Annotated in this window: 16 protein-coding genes; 4 read left to right on the top strand and 12 right to left on the bottom strand. The window is 74.3% G+C overall.

Annotated elements, in window-relative coordinates; all coding sequences use genetic code 11:
* Positions 1-92 precede the first annotated feature (92 nt).
* Positions 93-2,210: a HelD family protein gene (locus AC6CKD_RS24540; RefSeq protein WP_498329915.1), complete on the bottom strand. Its 2,118-nt coding sequence runs from the start codon at positions 2,208-2,210 to the stop codon at positions 93-95.
* 321 nt (positions 2,211-2,531) lie between these two features.
* Between AC6CKD_RS24540 and AC6CKD_RS24535 the strand changes: the two genes are divergently transcribed.
* Entirely contained in the window at positions 2,532-2,717 is a 186-nt protein-coding gene (locus AC6CKD_RS24535) for a hypothetical protein (RefSeq protein WP_498329914.1), read from the top strand.
* A gap of 181 nt (positions 2,718-2,898) precedes the next feature.
* On the opposite strand, the gene AC6CKD_RS24530 is transcribed toward AC6CKD_RS24535, so the two are convergent.
* The 5 genes from AC6CKD_RS24530 to AC6CKD_RS24510 form a co-directional block, all read right to left on the bottom strand.
* Positions 2,899-4,542, bottom strand: coding sequence for a DNA repair helicase XPB (locus AC6CKD_RS24530; RefSeq protein WP_498329912.1), 1,644 nt, complete (start codon positions 4,540-4,542; stop codon positions 2,899-2,901).
* Between the two features lie 106 nt (positions 4,543-4,648).
* On the bottom strand, positions 4,649-5,404 hold the full coding sequence (locus AC6CKD_RS24525; RefSeq protein WP_498329911.1) for an MBL fold metallo-hydrolase: 756 nt from the start codon (positions 5,402-5,404) through the stop codon (positions 4,649-4,651).
* A gap of 126 nt (positions 5,405-5,530) precedes the next feature.
* The gene (locus tag AC6CKD_RS24520; RefSeq protein ID WP_498329910.1) at positions 5,531-6,568 is read right to left on the bottom strand and encodes a GlxA family transcriptional regulator; all 1,038 of its coding nucleotides are present in this window, start codon (positions 6,566-6,568) and stop codon (positions 5,531-5,533) included.
* A gap of 96 nt (positions 6,569-6,664) precedes the next feature.
* A complete protein-coding gene (locus tag AC6CKD_RS24515) occupies positions 6,665-7,348 on the bottom strand; it encodes an HAD family hydrolase (RefSeq protein WP_498329909.1) in 684 nt (227 codons plus the stop codon).
* Positions 7,349-7,355: 7 nt separating this feature from the next.
* Complete coding sequence (locus AC6CKD_RS24510; protein ID WP_498329908.1) at positions 7,356-7,964, bottom strand: TetR/AcrR family transcriptional regulator; 609 nt, start codon at positions 7,962-7,964, stop codon at positions 7,356-7,358.
* 117 nt (positions 7,965-8,081) lie between these two features.
* Here AC6CKD_RS24510 and AC6CKD_RS24505 point away from each other — a divergent pair, with 117 nt between their 5' ends.
* Both AC6CKD_RS24505 and AC6CKD_RS24500 read left to right on the top strand, forming a co-directional pair.
* Complete coding sequence (locus AC6CKD_RS24505; protein ID WP_498330113.1) at positions 8,082-8,648, top strand: peroxiredoxin-like family protein; 567 nt, start codon at positions 8,082-8,084, stop codon at positions 8,646-8,648.
* 9 nt (positions 8,649-8,657) lie between these two features.
* Positions 8,658-9,164, top strand: a complete 507-nt coding sequence (locus AC6CKD_RS24500) for an N-acetyltransferase (protein ID WP_498329907.1) — start codon at positions 8,658-8,660, stop codon at positions 9,162-9,164.
* Positions 9,165-9,242: 78 nt separating this feature from the next.
* Here AC6CKD_RS24500 and AC6CKD_RS24495 read toward each other — a convergent pair whose 3' ends face one another.
* The 3 genes from AC6CKD_RS24495 to AC6CKD_RS24485 form a co-directional block, all read right to left on the bottom strand.
* Entirely contained in the window at positions 9,243-10,529 is a 1,287-nt protein-coding gene (locus AC6CKD_RS24495) for an LAETG motif-containing sortase-dependent surface protein (protein ID WP_498329906.1), read from the bottom strand.
* Between the two features lie 316 nt (positions 10,530-10,845).
* Complete coding sequence (locus AC6CKD_RS24490) at positions 10,846-11,469, bottom strand: DUF4291 domain-containing protein (protein WP_498329905.1); 624 nt, start codon at positions 11,467-11,469, stop codon at positions 10,846-10,848.
* A gap of 59 nt (positions 11,470-11,528) precedes the next feature.
* Positions 11,529-14,018 (bottom strand): helicase-associated domain-containing protein, encoded by a 2,490-nt coding sequence (locus AC6CKD_RS24485; RefSeq protein ID WP_498329904.1) that lies wholly within the window; start codon positions 14,016-14,018, stop codon positions 11,529-11,531.
* Positions 14,019-14,104: 86 nt separating this feature from the next.
* On the opposite strand from AC6CKD_RS24485, the gene AC6CKD_RS24480 reads away from it, so the two are divergent.
* On the top strand, positions 14,105-15,100 hold the full coding sequence (locus AC6CKD_RS24480) for a hypothetical protein (protein ID WP_498329902.1): 996 nt from the start codon (positions 14,105-14,107) through the stop codon (positions 15,098-15,100).
* 836 nt (positions 15,101-15,936) lie between these two features.
* On the opposite strand, the gene AC6CKD_RS24475 is transcribed toward AC6CKD_RS24480, so the two are convergent.
* The 3 genes from AC6CKD_RS24475 to AC6CKD_RS24465 are packed head-to-tail and all read right to left on the bottom strand — an operon-like array spanning position 15,937 to position 18,877.
* Positions 15,937-16,743 carry an ABC transporter ATP-binding protein gene (locus tag AC6CKD_RS24475; protein WP_498329901.1) on the bottom strand — a complete coding sequence of 269 codons (807 nt, stop codon included), beginning with the start codon at positions 16,741-16,743 and terminating at the stop codon, positions 15,937-15,939.
* Positions 16,740-17,807: a FecCD family ABC transporter permease gene (locus tag AC6CKD_RS24470; protein ID WP_498329899.1), complete on the bottom strand. Its 1,068-nt coding sequence runs from the start codon at positions 17,805-17,807 to the stop codon at positions 16,740-16,742. Before AC6CKD_RS24470 ends, AC6CKD_RS24475 begins: the two co-directional genes overlap by 4 nt.
* Positions 17,804-18,877 (bottom strand): FecCD family ABC transporter permease, encoded by a 1,074-nt coding sequence (locus AC6CKD_RS24465; RefSeq protein ID WP_498329897.1) that lies wholly within the window; start codon positions 18,875-18,877, stop codon positions 17,804-17,806. Before AC6CKD_RS24465 ends, AC6CKD_RS24470 begins: the two co-directional genes overlap by 4 nt.
* Positions 18,878-18,929: the final 52 nt, after the last annotated feature.

Raw genomic sequence — 18,929 nt, 5'->3', positions numbered from 1 at the left:
GACCCGGACCCGGACCCGGACCCGGCCCGGACTCGGCCCCGGACCCGGTCCTCCAACGCCGGGCGGGCTGGATGCATCCAGTCCCGCCGGCCCTACGCCAGGGCCGCCGGCAGGGGGGCGGCGTGCAGGAGGGTGAGGCCCGAGACGGCTCGGGTGAGGCAGACGTAGAGGCGGCGCAGGCCGGTCCGCTCGTCCGGCTCGCCCGCGACGATCGCCGCCGGCTCGTCCAGGACCACGTAGTCGTACTCCAGACCCTTGGCCAGCGACGCCGGCACCAGCGTCAGCCGCGACTCCGCCGTCGTCTCCTCGCCGGGCGAGAGGTAGGGCAGGCCCGCCGAAAGCAGGGCCTCCGCGAGCTCCGGGATCCGCGCGTCCGCCGCGATCAGCCCGATCGACCCCTCGTGCACGAGCGAGGCCCGGCACGCGTCCAGGGCCGCGCCCGTCGGATCGGTGACCGGCGAGACCACCAGCGAGCCCGGCGTCTCACGGACCGAGGCGACCGGAGCCAGGCCCGGCGAGATCGCCGGCAGCAGCCGCGAGGCGTAGGCGATCACCTCGCGCGGCACGCGGAAGCCCGCCGTCAGTTCCTCCAGCACCGCGCCCGGCTTGCCCAGATGCCCCAGCGCTTCGTCCCAACTCCGCGTCGCCCACGGGGTCGTGCCCTGCGCGAGGTCCCCGAGGACCGTCGCCGAGCCGGTCGTGCAGCGCCGGCCGACCGCCCGGTACTGCATCGGGGACAGGTCCTGCGCCTCGTCGAGGACGACGTGGCCGAGCGAGTGCGTGCGCTCCACCAGGTCCGTCGCCTCGTCGATCAGCACCAGGTCCGCCGCCGACCACTTCGCCGACTTCACGCTGCGCGCCGGCTTGGCCCACAGCAGCAGCTCCTGCTCCTCCGCCGACAGGATCCCCTCCGCGTGCTCCGCGAGGAACCCCGCGTCCGAGAGCAGCCGCAGCACCAGCTTGGCCGGTTCCACCAGCGGCCACACCGCCTTGACCACGGCCTTCACGGCGGGATTGCGCGCCACCGCGTCCTGGACCCGGTCGTCGGGCGCCTCGCCCGCCTGCTCCATCCGTACGAGGACCGCGTGCGCGATCCGCTGCGGGAGGGCGTCGCGGGCGGCTCCGTAGCGGATGTCGCGGTTCTGGAGCTCGGCGACGATCTCGGCGAGCTCGTACGCGGGCACCCGCCAGCGGCGCGATCCGCGGACCACCATCAGCGGTTCGACGGGCTCGCTGACGTGGGAGTGGACGGAGCGGCGCAGTACCTCCGCCATCCGGGCGTCGCCCTTGACCACGGCGGTTTCGGCGGCGTCCGCGCCGCGCACCTCCAGGTCCGCGCGGGCGACCAGGTCGTCGACCGTGGCCTGCTTGACCTCCAGCTCGCCGAGGGCGGGCAGGACCTGCTCGATGTAGTGCAGGAAGGAACGGTTCGGCCCGATGACCAGGGTGCCGGTACGGGCGAGGCGGTCGCGGTGCGCGTAGAGGAGGTACGCGACCCGGTGCAGGCCGACGGCCGTCTTGCCCGTACCGGGACCACCCTGCACGCAGACGGAGCCCGACAGGCCGGAACGGACGATCTCGTCCTGCTCGGGCTGGATCGTCGCCACGATGTCGCGCATGGGGCCGACGCGCGGGCGCTCGATCTCCTGCTGGAGCAGCTTGCTGACCGCTACGGCCTCGGCGGGGTCGGAGAGGTGCTCGTCCTCGTACGCGGTCAGCTCGCCGCCCGTGTAACCGAAGCGGCGGCGCAGCCCGATGTCCTGCGGGTCGTTCTTCGAGGCCCGGTAGAAGGGCTGGGAGACGGGCGCGCGCCAGTCGATCACCATGGGGTCGCCGCCGGCGTCGTGGACGTGGCGGCGGCCGATGTAGAACTGCTCGCCCTCCGCGCCCTCGGCGAGCTCCGCGCCGGGCGCGTGCAGGTAGTTGAGGCGGCCGAAGAAGAGGGGGGTGTGGGCGAGGTCGGCGAGCGCCTTGATCCGGTCGTCGATCTGGGCCTGGAGGACGATCGCGTTGACCCAGTTCGCGGTGACGTCGCGGATGTCGAGGTTCTCGACGTCCTCGCGCATCGCGCGGAGCGCGGACCGCGAGGCGGCGAGGTGGGCCCGCTCGCGCCCCAGGGGGTCGGTGGGGGCCGGGGCGGGGGCCGCAGCTGCGTCGGGGTCGGCGTCGGGGTCGGCGTCGTGGTCGGTGACGTGGGCGTGCGCGGGCACGGAACTGCCTCCATCTGCTGAGGACCTGCGTGATGCGGGCGGACGGGCCCGCCGGTTTCCGAGCGGCGGGCGGCGCTCCCGATGACGCGGCGGGAGGCGGCAAGAGCGGAGATTCTAGCCATCGCGGACGCGCTGCGCGAATGGATTGAGGGGGCCGAAAGTCCTTCGGGGCGGTGACCCCGTACGGGGGCCGTCCGGTCCGCGTCCTCCTTCGGACAGAGCCCGTAGGGGGCGGCATGGGCCGGGAGGAGGAGGCCGGAGACCTGGAGGTTCAGCCCTCAGGGCGATGTGACGAGCCGGTCGAAAACCGACCATGGATACATGAGCACCGCAACCTGCACCCCGGTCCAGGGTCGCCGCCCTCGCGGCGCCACCGCCACGTCCGACTCCCGCTCCCGCCACAGCGTCGGCAGCGTCCTGCGCGCGGCCAAGGTCTTCGCGGCGACCGCCGTGAGCGTGGTCGTCCTCGGTGAATACTCCGAGGACGCGGGCGTCATACGCCACTGAGGCACCACCGAGGGGCCACCGGTTCTGCGCCGCCCCGCGCCGCCGGTCACGCCGCCGGTCACCCCTCGGGCAGCAGGATGTCCGTGTCGTCGAAGACCCGCAGCACCATGAGCAGCAGCCGCCCGCGCGACATCACGTACTCGGCCACGCCGGCGTAGCGTTCGGCCGGCCGGCCCGCCCGTCAGCCGTCGGCCAGCAGCTCGTCGGCGTCCATGATCCGGTAGGCGTAGCCCTGTTCGGCCAGGAAGCGCTGGCGGTGCGCGGCGAAGTCCTGGTCGATGGTGTCGCGCGCGACCACCGAGTAGAAGCGCGCCTCGTGGCCGTCGGCCTTCGGGCGCAGCACCCGGCCGAGCCGCTGGGCCTCCTCCTGGCGGGAGCCGAAGGTGCCGGACACCTGGATGGCGACCGTGGCCTCGGGCAGGTCGATGGAGAAGTTCGCGACCTTCGAGACGACCAGCACGCTGATCTCGCCTTCGCGGAAGGCGTTGAAGAGCTTCTCGCGCTGCGCGTTGGAGGTCTCGCCCTTGATGACGGGCGCGTCGAGGTGCTCGCCGAGCTCGTCGAGCTGGTCGATGTACTGCCCGATGACCAGCGTCTGCTCGCCCGCGTGCTTGCGCACCAGCGCCTCGGTGACCTTCCGCTTGGTGGCGGTGGTCGCGCAGAAGCGGTACTTCTCCTCCGTCTCGGCGGTCGCGTAGGCGAGGCGCTCCGACTCGGTCAGGTTGACCCGCACCTCGACGCAGTCGGCCGGCGCGATGTAGCCCTGCGCCTCGATCTCCTTCCACGGGGCGTCGAACCGCTTGGGCCCGATCAGTGAGAACACGTCCGACTCGCGCCCGTCCTCGCGCACCAGCGTCGCCGTCAGCCCGAGCCGCCGACGCGCCTGGAGGTCCGCGGTGAACTTGAACACCGGAGCCGGCAGCAGGTGCACCTCGTCGTAGAGGATCAGGCCCCAGTCCCGGGAGTCGAAGAGCTCCAGGTGCGGGTAGATGCCCTTCCGCTTCGTGGTCAGGACCTGGTACGTGGCGATCGTGACGGGCCGGATCTCCTTGCGGGTACCGGAGTACTCGCCGATCTCCTCCTCCGTCAGCGAGGTCCGCTTGATCAGCTCGTGCTTCCACTGGCGGGCGGACACGGTGTTCGTGACCAGGATCAGCGTGGTCGCCTTGGCCTTCGCCATCGCGCCGGCGCCGACCAGCGTCTTGCCGGCTCCGCAGGGCAGTACGACCACGCCGGAACCGCCGTGCCAGAAGCCCTCGACGGCCTGCTGCTGGTAGGGGCGCAGCGCCCAGCCGGTCTCGTCGAGCTCGATGGGGTGGGCTTCGCCGTCCACGTACCCGGCGAGGTCCTCGGCCGGCCAGCCCAGCTTGAGCAGGGTCTGCTTGATCTGCCCGCGCTCGGAGGGGTGTACGGCGACGGTGTCGGCGTCGAGGCGGGCGCCGACCAGCGGGGCGACCCGCTTCGACCGCAGGATCTCCTCCAGCACCGGCCGGTCGGTGCTGGTCAGGACCAGCCCGTGGACGGGGTGCTTGGAGAGGGAGAGCCGGCCGTACCGGGCCATGGTCTCGGCGACGTCGACGAGCAGCGCGTGCGGGACGGGGTAGCGGGAGAACTCCACGAGCGCGTCCACGACCTGCTCGGCGTCGTGCCCGGCGGCCCGTGCGTTCCACAGTCCGAGCGGCGTGATCCGGTAGGTGTGGATGTGCTCGGGAGCACGCTCCAGCTCGGCGAAGGGCGCGATGGCGCGCCGCGCGGCCGCCGAGAGCTCGTGGTCGATCTCGAGGAGGAGCGTCTTGTCGCTCTGGACGATCAGTGGACCATTCACACGCAGCGCCCCGTTTCACTCTGGCCAAACCTCCAGTGTGCCGCATCGCCGCATGTTCAGGAACATGGCGCTCGGAGGGTCCCAGGTGGTGCGGGGTCCCCGGCGGTCAGGTCGTTTCCCCGGTGCGGGTGGTGAGGCGGCCGGCTGCTCCGCGTCGGGCCAGGCGTTCGTGTTCCCGGTCGGCCCAGCGTCGTACCCGGTCGGGTTCCAGCGGGGAGCCGTGGCCGACGTGGAGTCGCGTGGGGTTGAGGGCGAGCATGTCGCGGAGGCTGGCGAGGTTGCGCCGCGGGTCGTCGTGGAACGGCGGATTGGCCGGCCTGCCCGGAATGAGGCCCATGAAGGAGTTGGCCACCAGGTCGCCGGCGACGAGGTCTCCGTCGTCGGTGAGGACCGAGATCGATCCGGCGGTGTGTCCGGGGGTGGGCATGATGCGGGCGTCGATCCCGAAGTCCTCCAGGGGCGTCTCGCCGCGGATCAGGACATCGGGGTCGAGGGGTTCGGCCTGGGCGTGCAGGTCCTTGCTCCGGTCCATGACGCGGCCCATCGGGCCGGTGGGCAGGTACGGTTCGCGGACCCGGCCGGAGCGGTACGGCCCGAGGTCGGCGATGTGGCCGGCGACGGGCGCGCCGGTGAGGCGGTGCAGTTCGGCGGCGGAGCCGAAGTGGTCGATGTGCCCGTGGGTGATGACGATCAGCGAGACGTCGCGGGGGTCCACTCCGTGCACGGTGATCCGGTCGTAGATCTTCCGGCCGCTGCCGGGTGTCCCGGCGTCGACGATCACGGGCCGGCGGCCCAGGAGCAGGTACGCGTTGATGGCCGTTCGGCCCATGACGGGGATGGGGATGACCTTCGTGCGGGACATGGCGTCCTCCCTGCGGTGACGGACGGCTGCTGCCCGTGCGGGCATGCCGGGGATCCGCCGGGCTGCCGGCGGATGGTCGGTGTACGGGTGTGGGTGGGGGTGTGGGTGTGAGGGGGACGCGCCGGCCTAGCGGAATCGGCGGCGGTATGCGGCCGGAGTGGTCCCCAGCCGGCGCTGGAAGGAGCGGTGCAGGGTCTCCACCGAGCCGAGGCCGCTGGCCGCGGCGATGTCCGGCAGGCTGCCGTCGCTCTCCTCCAGCAGCCGGCGGGCGGCTTCGAGGCGGGCGGACTCCACGTAGGCGGCGGCCGTGCCGTGCGTGCGCAGCCGGAACAGCCGGGAGAAGTGGCGCACGCTCAGGTGCAGTCGTGCGGCCAGGGCCTCCGCGGTCAGGTCCTCGGTGAGGTGGTCGGCGATCCACACGCGCAGGTCGTCGATCCGGTCGCCCGACGTGGCCGGGGCGGAGAGCGGAACGCTGAACTGGCTCTGCCCGCCGGACCGTTTGACGTACATGACCATCATCCGTGCGGTGGCCAGGGCAAGGGCCTGGCCGTGGTCCTCGGCGACCATCGCCAGTGCCATGTCCAGCCCCGAGGTGACACCGGCGCAGGTCCACACGCTTCCGGACCGGATGAAGATGGGGTCCGGATCGACGGAGACCCGGGGATGGTCGGCCGCCAGCCGTGCGGCGGTGAGCCAGTGGGTGGTGGCGGACAGGCCGTCCAGCAGGCCCGCGGCGGCCAGCAGGTGGGCTCCCGCGCAGATCGATCCGGTCCTGCGCGCCGTCGGAGCCGCTTCGCGCAGCCAGCGGGTGACCTCGCCGTCGACGACGGGCTCGACCCCGTCGCCGACCAGGTCGACGGCGCCCGCCACGAGCAGGGTGTCGACCCGGCCCCGCACCTCGTCGAGGGCCAGGTCGGCCAGCAGCCGGACGCCGCTGGAGGTGGCCACCGGCCCGCCGTCGGCCGTGGCGATCTGGACGAGATAGCCGGGGCGGCCGGCGGGGCCGGCGTGGTTCGTGCCGGCCACCCGGGTGGCGACCGAGAAGACCTCGGCCGGGCCGGTGACGTCCAGGAGTTCCACACCGGGGAAGGCCACGATGACGACTCTGTGCGCTGGGGGCGCGGGCGCTAACGCGGCTGAGGCTGCGGATGCGGATGCGGGCATGTGCAGATCATTTCCTCCTGCCGCGATGGCCGCAATGACGAAGTTCTGTCACATCCGGCCACCCGGGGGGGGCGGGGGCACCCGCGCGGGAGGGTGTTACGCCCGCCCGGCGGCGAAGGCGAGGATCTCGGGGGCGGCCTCGCGCAGGGTGGGAAAGTGGCGGTGGGCTTCGGGGTGGGGGCCGGGGGTGTTGACCGTCCAGACGGTCATGCCCGCCGCGAGGCCCGACCGGACGCCCGAGGGGGCGTCCTCGATGACCAGGCAGTGCGCGGGGTCGGCGCCGAGGAGGGCCGCGCCCCGCAGGTACGGGGCCGGCGAGGGCTTGCCCTCGGTGACGGCGGCGGCGTCCACGAGGACCGGCGGCACGGGCAGGCCGGTGCGGTCGAAGCGGCCGCGCACCCGGTGCTCGTAGTTGGAGGTGACCAGGCCCCAGCTTGCCGGGGGCAGGGCGGCCAGCAGCTCGGTGGCGCCGTCGAAGGCGGCGTAGTCGCCGGAGCGGACGTCCTCGTCCTCCAGCTCGTGCAGCGCGGCCAGGCACGCCTGCGGGTCCTGGTCCGGGGCGACGGCCGCGAAGGTCTCCACCGGGCGGGTCCGCAGGGCCACGGCGTAGACGGCGTCCGGGTCCAGTCCGTGGCGGGCGGCCCAGGTCGCCCAGACCCGGCGCTGGTTGGCGACGGCGTCGACGAGGGTGCCGTCGACGTCGAACAGGACGTACCGGGCGGGAGGGACGGGCGGGACGGGAGGGGCGGGAGGCGTGAGAGGGGCGTCTGCGTTGGTCACCGGCGGATCATGCCAGGCCGCGCAGGAGCAGCTTCAGCCCGCCCTCGAACTCCCGGTCCGGGGTGACCGAGCGGGCGTCGCGGGCGGTGGCCGTCATGTACGGGAACTCGTCCGGGGGGAGGCCTGCGATGGCGGTGGTTCCGGGTCCGGCCAGCGGCCCGAGGTGCTCCAGCTGGGTGGCGCCGATCACGTACGCGATGAGCGCGCGCAGCGCGAGCACCCGCTCCTCGGCCTCGATGCCGGCCTCGGTGAGCACTCCGAGCACCGTTTCCGACCAGCGCAGGCCGCCCGGCGAGCGGTGCCGGTGGGCCAGGGTGAGCGGCAGCGTCGCCGGGTGGGCGCTCATGGTGTCGCGCAGGCGGCGGGCCAGGACCGTGATCCGGCCGGGCCACGGCCCCGGGGGCGGCGGGGTGGTGTCGACACCGCTGAGGACGAGCGCGACGACGAGCGCTTCCAGTTCCTCGCGGTCGCGCACGTAGCGGTACAGGGCCATGGGGCTGATGCCGAGTTCGGTGGCGACGGCGCGCATGGAGAGGCCGGGGAGCCCGTCGCGGTCGATGACGGCGAGGGCGGCGGCGGCCAGTTGGTCCGGGGTGTGCGAGCGGGGGCGCGGCATGACGGTTGACAGCGTACGGGATACGCCTACGCTGAGAGGTAGGCGTACGGCATACGCCTACGCCTGTCGAGGGAGGGGTTTCCCGTGCTCGAACCCGGTTCCGTGGTGCCCGTACGCATGCTCACGTCCGTCACCTCCGGCACGTCCGCCGGGGGTGGGACCGTCTCCGTGCCCGACCCGGAGCGACTCGTCCATCTGCAGTTCCGGCGCTTCGCCGGCTGTCCCGTCTGCCACCTCCACCTGCGGTCCGTCGTCCGGCGCCACGCGGAGATCGAGGCCGCCGGGATCCGCGAGGTCGTGCTCTTCCACTCCGCCGCGGAGGAACTGCGCTCGCACACCGCCGACTTCCCCTTCGCCGTGATCGCCGATCCGGAGAAGAGGCTGTACCGGGAGTTCGGCGTCGAGTCCTCCCCGCGCTCCCTGCTGGACCCGCGCGCCTGGGGCCCGGTGGTGCGGGCGATCGCCCGGTCCGCCGTCGAGGTGGTGCGGGGCCGGGAGCGGCTCCCCTCCCCGCGGCAGCCGGGCGGGCGGCTCGGGCTGCCCGCCGACCTGCTGATCGGGCCGGACGGGAGGGTGCTGGCCGTGCGGTACGGAGAGCACGTCAACGACCAGTGGTCCGTGGACGAGTTGCTCCGGCTGGCCGCGGACCGATATCCCGTGGGCGCGGGGGGCGGGGCTGCGTAGGGTCGCCGCATGACTACTCATCAGCAGGGTTTCGTGCCGCCGGCCGAGGAGTTCGACGTGCCCGTCCGTCTCGCCGGGGCGGGCTTCCGGCTGGAGCCCCTCGGCCCCGAGCACAACGAGAGGGACCTCGCCGCCTGGAGCGGGAGCATCGAACACGTGCGCGCGACGCCCGGGTTCCTGGGGGACTGGCCTCCGCTGGAGGGCATGAGCCCCGAGGCGAACCTCGCCGACCTGGTGCGCCACGCGCGGGACTTCGCCGAACGGCGGGGATTCACGTACAGCGTCCTGGCAGCGGAGCAGGGCGAGGAGGAGCGGGGCGCGGAGCACCGGGCCGGCGAGGTCATCGGGTGTCTCTACATCTACCCCGCCAAGGACGATCCGGCGCGCGTGCAGGTCAGTTCCTGGGTGCGCGCCGACCGGGCCGCGCTCGACAAGACCCTGTACGAGGCCGTCACGCGCTGGCTCGCCGAGGCGTGGCCGTTCGACGCGGAGCGCATCGACTACGCGGCGAGGTGAGCACGGCCGAAGGGGCCCGGCCCGCGCGGTGCGCGGGCCGGGCCCCTTCGGGGTGGCGGGGTGGGTGGTGCGGGGTGACTAGCCGCGGACGGTGCGCCGGCGGCGGGCGAACCAGGCGGCCGCGCCGCCGAGGCCGATGAGCACGGCGGCCAGCCCGGAGTACAGGGCGGTGTCGGAGTCCGAGCCGGTGCGCGCGAGGGAGCCGGCCGCGGAGGGGGCGTTCCCCGTGGCCGGGGCCGTAGTGGCCGCCGGAGCGGTGGTCGCGGGGCCGGTCGGGGCCGGGGCGGCGGGCGCCGGGTCGGTCGGCGCGGGGGCCGTCGGGGCCGGCGAGGCCGGCGGGGTGGGCGTCGGGTAGGCGGGCGGGGTGGCGGTCTTCGGGCCCAGCTCGAACTGCTGGTCGGTGGAGAGGAAGGGGTAGGTGTTGCCCTCGGCCAGGCCGACGGAGGCGGTCACCTTGACCGGGGTGGGCTTCTTGAGCTGCGCCGCCGGGCCGAGCTTGATCTGCATGCGAACGATGTGGTCGCCGGAGGCGGCCCCGAAGCCCTTGGCGATGACCGGCAGGTTGAAGTTGCCGGTCTCCCCCTCCAGGTCCTTCCAGGCGCCGTCGACCTTGACGCGCCCCCGGAGGTCGGCCTCGGCCAGGCCGGGCATGCCCACCTGGATCCAGGTGCCGAGCCCGGAGTTGAACTCGCCGTCACCGGTGACCCGGTACCGCACGTCCATCTCCTGGCAGTCGGGGGACGCGCCGTCCGCGCAGGGGCTCACGTGGTCGAACCAGGTCTCCAGGGTCCCGGGCTTGGACGCCGGGCTGGTCTTGAAGGACAGGGAGCCCTCACCGCCGTCGGCGAGCTCGTTCGCGAAGGTCGACGCGCGCAGCTTGAAGTCACCGTTGAGGGTCGGGTAGCTCTTGCCGAGGCCGAGGGTGACCTTCCAGACCATCGTGCCCTTGGCCGGGATCTCGAAGCCGGCCGCGGCCTTGTCGCCCGCCGGGTAGAACAGCCCCTGCCACTCGCCGTCCTGCTGGCCGATCGCGGACTCGGTCGCGGGGGCGCTCACCGCTTCGACCTTGTAGATCACGTCGCTCTGCTGGAGCGGGCTGCCGCCGGTGTGGTCGAGGAGCATCCACGGGTGGTAGGCGGAGGGCTTGTCCGTCGTGTTCGTCACCGTCAGGTCGAACGTCTCCGTCGCACCGCCGCGGGTCAGCGGGCCGCTCGGGACCGGCGCGCTCATCGTGGTCGTCAGCGCCTTGTGGTTGCCCTCGGTGGCGGAGGCCGTCATCGGCATCAGGACGGTACCGGCGATGGCGGCGGCGACGACGGCGGCGGAGGCGGAGGCGGTGCGGAGGGTGGCGGTGCGAGCGGACATGGTGGACTCCCCCAGGAATCATCAAGATCAGGCGACAGCAGCGGCCGAGAGGCAGAGCAGAGGTCGAGAGGCAGAGCAGAGGTCGAGCAGAGGCGGAGCGGGCCGGGCGAGGTGGCCGGCGGTCGAACGCCGGTCCTGTGGTGCTCGGTTCTCGCCGGCGACCCGGTCTCAGTCCCCGGTCGTTGCTGCGATGAGCTGATCTTCACACAGGCCGCATCTCCCATCAGTCATCGGAATGTCACCGCCGTGCAACAGGCGCAATCGGCCCTGTTGGCCCGCCTGACCTGCGGAGACGGCGGAACGGCCGGGGCCTGTCTCAGTGCTGCGCACCCAAGTGCTCCAGCGGCCCCGCCGGATAGGGCGTCTCCACCGGGAGCAGGGCCCGCGCCGCCTCCGGTTCTCCGGAGCGGAGCAGGTCGTGGACCTCCCGGGCCAGCGGGGTCGCATCGCGGATGGCGACCGTCCACTCGTCGGCGTAGGCGCGCGACGCCGTTCCGGACAGGCCCAGTTGGAGCGAGCGGTACGGCAGCGGGTTCAAGTGCAGATCGCGCTCCGGGTCCCACCGCACACGGGCGGGGGAGGTGCGCAGCGCCCGCGTCCAGGCCGCGCGGTCGGCGTGCACGCCGGGGACGTAGTGCGACAGGCAGGCTCCGGCGAGCGCCCGGTCGAAGCCGGTGCGGGTGATCTCGACGGCGATGACCGTCTCCTGGTCGGCCTTGGTGGCCCAGCCGCAGCGGTACATCATCCACAGGAACGACGGCTTCACCCAGGTCATCCGCTCCCGCTTCCAGGCGGGCGGAAAACGGCCCTCACGGGCGGCCGGCACCCCGATCCCGGGCCGGTACGCCTGGTACACGGTGAGGGTGTCGGCGGTGTGCGAGGCGCGGATCTGATGCCGGGGGAGCGGCTGGCGGGGGGCCTGGACGGGTGCGTCGGACATGACGCCAGGGTGCGGGGCCGTACCCCGTCCGGGCCAGCGGATTTCCCCCGCCCCGCCGACTAGACCTGGTCCTCCGCCAGTTCGGCGACCCCCGTGATCCGGTGCAGGGCGAACGTCCGCACCTCGTCCGCCGTGTGGTCGTAGCCGGTGACGAAGCCGCCCTCCACCCGTACCGGGGCGATGACCCGCTGGCTCGCCGCCCCGTCTGCGTTGACGTAGCCGATCCACACCGCCGAGCCGGTGAGCGCGGCCGCCTGCACCGTCGCCAGGGTCTCCGCCGCGCTCGTGCGGGGGAGTTCACCCGGGGTGCCGGAGCCGCCCGCCCCGGACGCTCCCGCCGGCTCCTTGCGGACCGCCGTCGCCGCCAGGTCGCCCGCGCGGATCGCGCGTACGGCCGCCCCCAGCAGCGTCGCGTCCGGGACCGGCGGCCCGTCCCGGACCGGCACGGGCACCGCGCGGGCAGGGGTGCGGTGGGCGTCGGCGCGGGAGACCAGGACGTCCCCCGTACGGGATTCCGCGGCCGGGGCGTAGCCCATGGCCCGCAACCCGTCGAGCAGCGCGCCCGGTTCGGCCTGCGCGGCCAGCACGGTCGGGGCGAGGCGGCGCAGCCCGAGGCCCGCGGACCGCTTGTCGGCGAGGATCTCGTTCAGCATGCCGTCGTCGTCGCAGCGCACGTACGAGGAGGCCGCGCCGACCCGGAGGTGCCCGTGCCGCCGGGCCACGTCGTCGATGAGGTACGACAGCGGCTGCGGCACCGGGGTCCGGCTGTGCTCGGTGAGGAAGGACTGCAGGTCGACGGCGGTGTGGCCGGCGTCGAGGGCGCGGCGGACCGAACCGGGCGTGAACCGGTACACGGTGGCCCCGCCCTTGGACTCCACGTCCGCGAGTACGGCCAGCACCTCGGCGACCGCCCGCCGCAGCGGACCCGGGGCCACCGCCGTCAGGTCGGCCTGGAGCAGTACGTGGTCCACGGGCTCGGGCAGCAGCGGCGCGAGCAGCGGCGCCGGGTCGCGGCCCTCCAGCAGCGCCCGTCCGGGCGCGGAGAGCGCGCCCCGGCCGGTGACCCCGAGGACCTCGGCCTCCCTCAGCATCCAGCGGGCGAGGCGGGAGCGCAGCTCGCTCGTACCGCGCACGGGCCGCTCCCACGCGAGGCGGGCGAGGAGCACGGCCGGGTCGGGGGAGCCGCCCTCGGGGAGGTCGGCGAGCAGGCTCAGGACGCGGCGGCGCACCTCGGGCGCGGCGGAGCGGTCCAGTTCCGCGCCCAGCACCGACAGCGTGCGGCCCTTCGCGTCCTGTTCGCCGACCAGGCCGGGGGTCCGGGTCGCGGTCAGCCAGGCCGCGGCCAGGACCGACCAGCGCTCGGCCGACGGGAGTTCGAGCCAGCCGTCGAAGGCGGGGGTCGGGGCGTAGCGTTCGTCGGCCTCGCCGTCGCTGGCCAGCAAGCCCGCCGAGTAGGCCAGTTCGATCCAGAACGCCGCCGACGGCTCGTCGGTGTCCAGGGTGGCCGCGGCCCGCTTCAGGTCGCGTACGGAGAGCCCGCCCGCCCGGAGCACCGGCGGACCGGCGTGCTCCCAGGACTTCACCAGCTCCTCGACCGTCGACAGCGCGGCCAGTGCCTGGCCGGCCGCGTTCGCGTCCACAAGCTGTGGACGGTGCTCGCGGTGCGCGGGAACCTCCGGGGGCAGCGGCTCCGTCACCCGGTGCGCGAGCCCGCCGCGCAGGTACAGCGCCACCTCGCGCGGCAGCAGCACGGTGCGCGCCGAGGCCGGCAGCAGCAGGCCCCGGTCGCGCAGCCAGCGCACCGGGGGCGTCGGATGGGGCGTCACTTCCCCGTAGGGCGGGCCCCACACGAGCCGGCCCAGCACCTGGTGGGCCTCCGCCGGAGCCTCGTCCAGCAGCGCCGACATGCGCTCCGGGTCGGTGAACAGGGCCGTCAGCGCGGTCACCGCCGACACCGGGTCGTGCGTCGCGGGCAGCCCGGCGGCCGCCACGATCTCCTGGATCCGGGTCGGCGACATGCCCGCGGTGGCCTCGGCGACGGTCGGGCCGAGCCCGGTGGGGGAGGGCCGCGTCGGGGAGGGGGCGAGCAGCTCGCGGGCGGTGCGCACCAGGCGCAGCCGCTCGTCGTCGCCCCATACGAGGGCCTGCTCGCGCAGGGTCGCCAGGGCCCGGGGGAGTTCGGCGCGGGCCCCGTTGTCCTCGCCGGAGGTGGTGCCGGTGTCGCCGCTGAGCAGGGACTCCAGTACCGCGTACGGGCAGGGCTCCGGCCCCACGGCGAGGGCCTCGGCGGCCTGCAGCGCGAACCGGTCCAGGTGGTCCAGCGCGCGCACCACCGAAGCCCGCGTCCCGGCCCGCGTGGCGAGCTGCGTCACATCTCCGGGGACGGGGTTCAGCAGGTCCGGCCGGGCGCGCAACAGGGCGCCGAGCCCCTCGTCGTCGCGGGCGCGCAGCGCTTCGGCGAGGGAGCGCGGAGCGCTTCCCGCGGTGCTCGGGTCAGGCACGGTCGTCGCCTCCTGGTCGCGTCGGCCGGTCAGTCGGCCGGTCCCCATCCGGTCAACGGTATCCGCTGCGCCCCCGGCCGCTCCACGGGCGCACGCGCTACCTTCGCTGGAGGTGGCACGGGAGGAGCCGGGGCGTGGGGATCGAGAGCGACCATCTGGTCTACGAATATCTGAGCCGGGTCGGGGACTTGGCGCAGCGCAGGCACCTGTCGTCGGGGGACCGGATGCGGCTGGTGGCGGGGCTGCGGGACGAGATCGACCGGCGGCGGGCCAAGTACGAACCGGAGACGCCGGCGGCGGTACGGCGCATCCTGGAGCGGATCGGCACGCCGGAGGAGGTCCTGGACACGGTGTCGACGACGGGCGCGGCGGCGGCCGCCACGTCGTTCCCCCCGGTTCTCTCCGCCCCCTCCGCTTCCGCGGTGCCGGTGCAGCGGGGGGCGGCGTCGCCGCATCTCGCGGGGCTCGACGAACTGGGTGAGGGCGAGAGGCTGGAGCCCGACTGGTGGACGGTCGGGCCGGGGTCTTCGGTGGAGGGCTTCGCGGGGGGCATCGAGATCCCGGAACTGCTGAAGCGGCCGACCGCGGATTCTGACGCGGAGGCGGAGGCGGAGGCGGAGGCGGGCGGTGATGCGGGCTCGGACTCGCGGCCGGGGGGTTCCGGCCCTGGAGCCGCGGAGGGTGGGCGGCCCACGCTCATGGGGTTCCTGCGCGAGCGGCGGCGCCGGGCGAAGGCGGAAGCCGCGGCGGCCACCGCGGCTCCGGGGGCTGCGGTGGCTGCGGTGGCTGTGCCGAGGCAGAGGCCGCACGTCTTCCTGATGCTCGCGGCGGTGGCCCTGGTGGCGGGGGCCGTCTCCGGGTACTGGCTGCTGCTCGCCGGGGGCTGGCTGCTCGCGTACGCCTCGCGCGTGCTGGGTCCTGCGGAGCGGAAGTGGGTGGTCTTCGGGCTGCCCGGGGTGGTCTTCGCGGGGGCGGTGGTGTGGCTGTGGGGCCGCCTGAACGGGCGGTGGGGCGAGGCGCTGGCGGACGAGGCGCTGAGCGGCAGCTTCCAGGGCCTGCTGCCTTGGCTGGCGCGGGCCGCGGCGGTGTCCTCGGCGCTCTACCTCTTCTGGCGGTCCCGCCGCCGCTGACCCGCTCCGCGCGGCGCCGTTGCCGGGGACCGGTCCCCGGGCCCCTGCGCCTCGAACGCCGGCGGGGCTGGGGTGTTGCCGGGCGGCGCTTGCTGCGGGTGGGGCCGGTGCCGGGGGCGGGGTGGGGTGTCGGCCTGGACTGCATGATTTAGGCGCCCTGTGCCTTACGTTCGGCAGCTCGGGCTTCTTCTGCGCCACAAATCACGCTTTACGTCCCGGCCGACACCCCACCCCGCCCCCGTCCCCGGCCCGACGCCCAGTCCCGGCCCTGGCCGGGGGGACGTTCAGCCCCCGACGGGGTTCAGCCCCCGACGGGGATATTCAGCCCCGGACGGGGACATGCAGCCCCGGCGGGGGAATTAGCTCCGGACGGGGGCATGTAGCCCCGGACTGGGACATGCAGCCCCGGACGGAGAGCTTCAGCTCCGGGCGGGGCGCCTTCAATCGGCCGGGGCTTGGTCTTTTCCGGCCCGGCTGTGCCGTTTCAGCCGTCCGGCGTTTGAGGACCGGGGTCTGGGGCGGAGCCCCAGGGGGTCCGGGCGCAGCCCGGGGCCTGCTTTCAGCCCGTCCGGCGTTTGAGGACCGGGTCCGGGCAGAGCCCGGGGGCCCTCTCAGCCTCGCCGGCGTTTGAGGCGCGGGTCCGGGCGGAGCCCGGGGAACGGTGGAAGGGCGGGTAGGGGACTTCGCCCCGCAGGGCCGTTCCACCCGCACCCGCCCACCGGGCCCACGCCGGGACGGCGGTGGCGAACACCCCGACCAGGCACCGCCGGACGGAGTCAGGCGCAGCGGCGCGAAGCCGGGGAGGCCCGCCAGGGCCGCGCCGTGCGAGGGGTGCGTCAAGACGGAGCAGGCGCGGGGGCGGCCCAGGGGGACGTGGGGATGATCAGGGGGGAGCCCGTCACCGGGTCGGGGATGACGATCGAGGCGAGGCCGAAGACCTCGCGGACCAGGTCGGCGGTGACGACATCCGCCGGCGGGCCCTCCGCCACCACCCGGCCCGATTTCATCGCCACCAAGTGGTCCGCGTACCGCGCCGCCTGGTTGAGGTCGTGGAGGACGGCGACCACCGTCCGGCCCCGCTCGTGGTTGAGGCGGCGGACCAGGTCCAGCACCTCGACCTGGTGGGCGATGTCCAGGAACGTCGTCGGCTCGTCGAGGAGCAGGATGTCCGTGTCCTGGGCGAGAGCCATCGCGATCCAGACCCGCTGCCGCTGCCCGCCCGACAGCGCGTCCACCGGCCGGTCCGCCAGGTCCGCGACCGAGGTCCGGGCCATCGCGTCGACGACCGCCCGCTCGTCCGCCTCCGACCACTGCTGCCACCAGTGCTGGTGCGGCTGGCGGCCCCGCGCCACCAGGTCCGCGACCGTGATCGCCTCCGGGGCCGAGGGGGACTGCGGGAGCAGTCCGACGGCCTGGGCGATGCGCCGGGTGGGGAGGGAGGACAGGGCCTCGCCGTCGAGCACGACCGACCCCGAGCGGGGGCGGAGCAGCCGTCCCAGGGCCCGTAGCGTCGTCGACTTGCCGCACGCGTTCGGGCCGACGATCACCGTCACCTTGCCGTCCGGGACGGCCAGGTCCAGGTCCTCGACGACCACCCGGTCCTCGTACGCGAGGGTCAGTTCCCGCGCGGACAGACGGCTCACGGCTTGCCTCCACTACGGCTGCGCATGATCAGCCAGATCAGGTACGGGGCTCCGACGGCGGCCGTCAGCACGCCCACCGGGAGTTCGGTCGGGGAGAGGAGCTTGCGGGCGAGGAGGTCGCCCAGGACGACGATCACCGCACCCGTCAGGGCGGAGCAGAGGAGGGGGATCTGGGCGGTGCGCGTCATCCGGCGGGCGATCTGGGGGGCCAGCAGGGCCACGAAGTCGACCGGGCCGGCCGCGCCCGTGGCCACGGAGGCGAGGATCACGCCGAGGGCGACGAGGCCGAGGCGGACCCGGCCCAGCCGGACGCCCAGGGCCGTGGCCGTGTCGTCGTCGAGGGAGACCGTGCGCTGGGCGCGGGCCGCCCACAGGATGCCGGGGAGGAGGGCGAGCAGGACCCACGCGAGGGGGGTCGCCACGTCCCAGCCGCGGCCGTTGAGGGAGCCCGTCATCCAGATCTGCGCCTGCTGCGCGACCAGGTAGTCGCCCTTGGTCATGAGGAGGGTGGTCACCGACCGCAGGGCTATGGCGAAGCCGATGCCGATGAGGACGAAGCGGGTGGCGTGCAGGCCGCCCCGCCAGGCGAAGACGTACACGAGGGCTGCCGCGGCCATCCCGCCGAGGACCGAGAGGTACGGGAGGACCGTGTACGAGGTGACGCCGAAGGTCAGCGCCGCCACCGTGACGGCGCTCGCGCCCTGGCTGATGCCGATGATGTCGGGGGAGGCGAGCGGGTTGCGGGCGACGGTCTGGATCAGTGCGCCGGCCACGCCGAAGGCCAGGCCGACCAGCAGGCCCACCGTCATCCGGGGCAGTCGCAGGGTGCCGACGACCAGGTCGTCGGGGGAGGGCTGTCCGAGGAGGACCTTCACCACCTCGCCGGGGGCGACGAAGGACTCGCCGACGGAGAGGTACGCGACGCACACCGCCGCGAGGAGCAGGGCCAGGCAGAGCGCCGCGGCGGCCGCCCGGCGGTGCAGGAGGAAGGAGCCCCGGCCCGAGCGGTCGCGGAGGAGTCCGTAGCCGGCGGGGAGGACCCGTTCCCGGGTGCTGACGCTCATGCCGCCACCACCGTCTTGCGGCGGACCAGCGCGACCAGGAACGGCACGCCGATCAGCGCGGTCATCACCCCGGCCGGGACCTCGCCGGGCGGCACCACGATCCGCCCGAGGACGTCCGCGACGAGCAGCATCACCGGGCCGATCAGGGCCGCCATCGGCAGCACCCACCGGTGGTCGCTGCCGACGAGAGCCCGCGCGAGGTGCGGTACGGCCAGCCCGACGAAGGCGATCGGCCCGGCCGCGGCGACCCCGGCGCCGGTGAGGACGGTGGCGCCGAGGCCGCCGACGATCCGCACGGCCCCGACGTTCTGCCCGAGCCCCTTCGCGAGGTCCTCGCCCAGCGCGAGCGCGTCCAGGCCGCGCGCCACCGACACCACGAGTACCGCGCCGACCAGCAGGAACGGCCAGATCTGGTGGACGACGGAGACGTCGCGCCCGGCGATCGAGCCGACCTGCCAGAAGCGGAACTCGTCCAGCGCCGAGGCCTTCGTGGTGAGGACGCCCATGGTGACCGACACCAGCAGGGCGTTGATCGCGGCCCCGGCCAGCGCCAGCTTGACGGGGGTCGCCCCGCCGCGGCCGCCGGAGGCGACGGCGTACACGGCGACCGAGGCGACGGCGGCGCCCGCGAAGGCGAACCACACGTAGCCGCTCAGGGTGTGGACCCCCGCGAAGGCGATGGCGCAGACGACAGCGACCCCGGCTCCCTGGCTGATGCCGAGGATGCCGGGGTCGGCGATCGGGTTGCGGGTGATGCCCTGGAGCGCGGTCCCGGCGAGGGCGAGGCCCGCGCCGACCATCAGGGCTATGAGGGTGCGCGGTACGCGCAGCGTGCGCACGACCTCGGCGTCCGGCCCGGTCGCACCCCGGAAGAGCGCGTCGAAGACCTCGCCCGGCGCGATGGCGCGGGCGCCGACGGCCAGACTGAGGAGCACCGCGCACAGCAGCGCGGCGAGGCCGGCCGCCGTCCATGCGATGCGACGGGTCGTCAGGGCGCGCCGGACCACGGCGGGGGCGGCGGGGACGGGAGCCGGGGGAGCCTCGGGGGCCGCGGGAGCGGGGGCTGACATGTCACCGAATTTCACTGTCTGGTAAGGCGAGGCTAAGTCTACGTTCCCGTCC

Source organism: Streptomyces sp. GQ60 (genome assembly GCF_059758875.1).
Note: the sequence above shows the minus strand (reverse complement) of the source record. Positions and strands in the feature narration are given on the sequence as shown.

Excerpts from the sequence above, each read along its gene's own strand:
- AC6CKD_RS24485 (WP_498329904.1), bottom strand. The coding sequence starts at position 14,018 with ATGGGGACCGGCCGACTGACCGGCCGACGCGACCAGGAGGCGACGACC.
- AC6CKD_RS24510 (WP_498329908.1), bottom strand. The coding sequence starts at position 7,964 with ATGCCGCGCCCCCGCTCGCACACCCCGGACCAACTGGCCGCCGCCGCC.
- AC6CKD_RS24525 (WP_498329911.1), bottom strand. The coding sequence starts at position 5,404 with ATGTCCCGCACGAAGGTCATCCCCATCCCCGTCATGGGCCGAACGGCC.
- AC6CKD_RS24505 (WP_498330113.1), top strand. The coding sequence starts at position 8,082 with ATGCTCACGTCCGTCACCTCCGGCACGTCCGCCGGGGGTGGGACCGTC.
- AC6CKD_RS24465 (WP_498329897.1), bottom strand. The coding sequence starts at position 18,877 with ATGTCAGCCCCCGCTCCCGCGGCCCCCGAGGCTCCCCCGGCTCCCGTC.
- AC6CKD_RS24535 (WP_498329914.1), top strand. The coding sequence starts at position 2,532 with ATGAGCACCGCAACCTGCACCCCGGTCCAGGGTCGCCGCCCTCGCGGC.
- AC6CKD_RS24500 (WP_498329907.1), top strand. The coding sequence starts at position 8,658 with ATGACTACTCATCAGCAGGGTTTCGTGCCGCCGGCCGAGGAGTTCGAC.
- AC6CKD_RS24495 (WP_498329906.1), bottom strand. The coding sequence starts at position 10,529 with ATGTCCGCTCGCACCGCCACCCTCCGCACCGCCTCCGCCTCCGCCGCC.
- AC6CKD_RS24470 (WP_498329899.1), bottom strand. The coding sequence starts at position 17,807 with ATGAGCGTCAGCACCCGGGAACGGGTCCTCCCCGCCGGCTACGGACTC.
- AC6CKD_RS24490 (WP_498329905.1), bottom strand. The coding sequence starts at position 11,469 with ATGTCCGACGCACCCGTCCAGGCCCCCCGCCAGCCGCTCCCCCGGCAT.
- AC6CKD_RS24520 (WP_498329910.1), bottom strand. The coding sequence starts at position 6,568 with ATGCCCGCATCCGCATCCGCAGCCTCAGCCGCGTTAGCGCCCGCGCCC.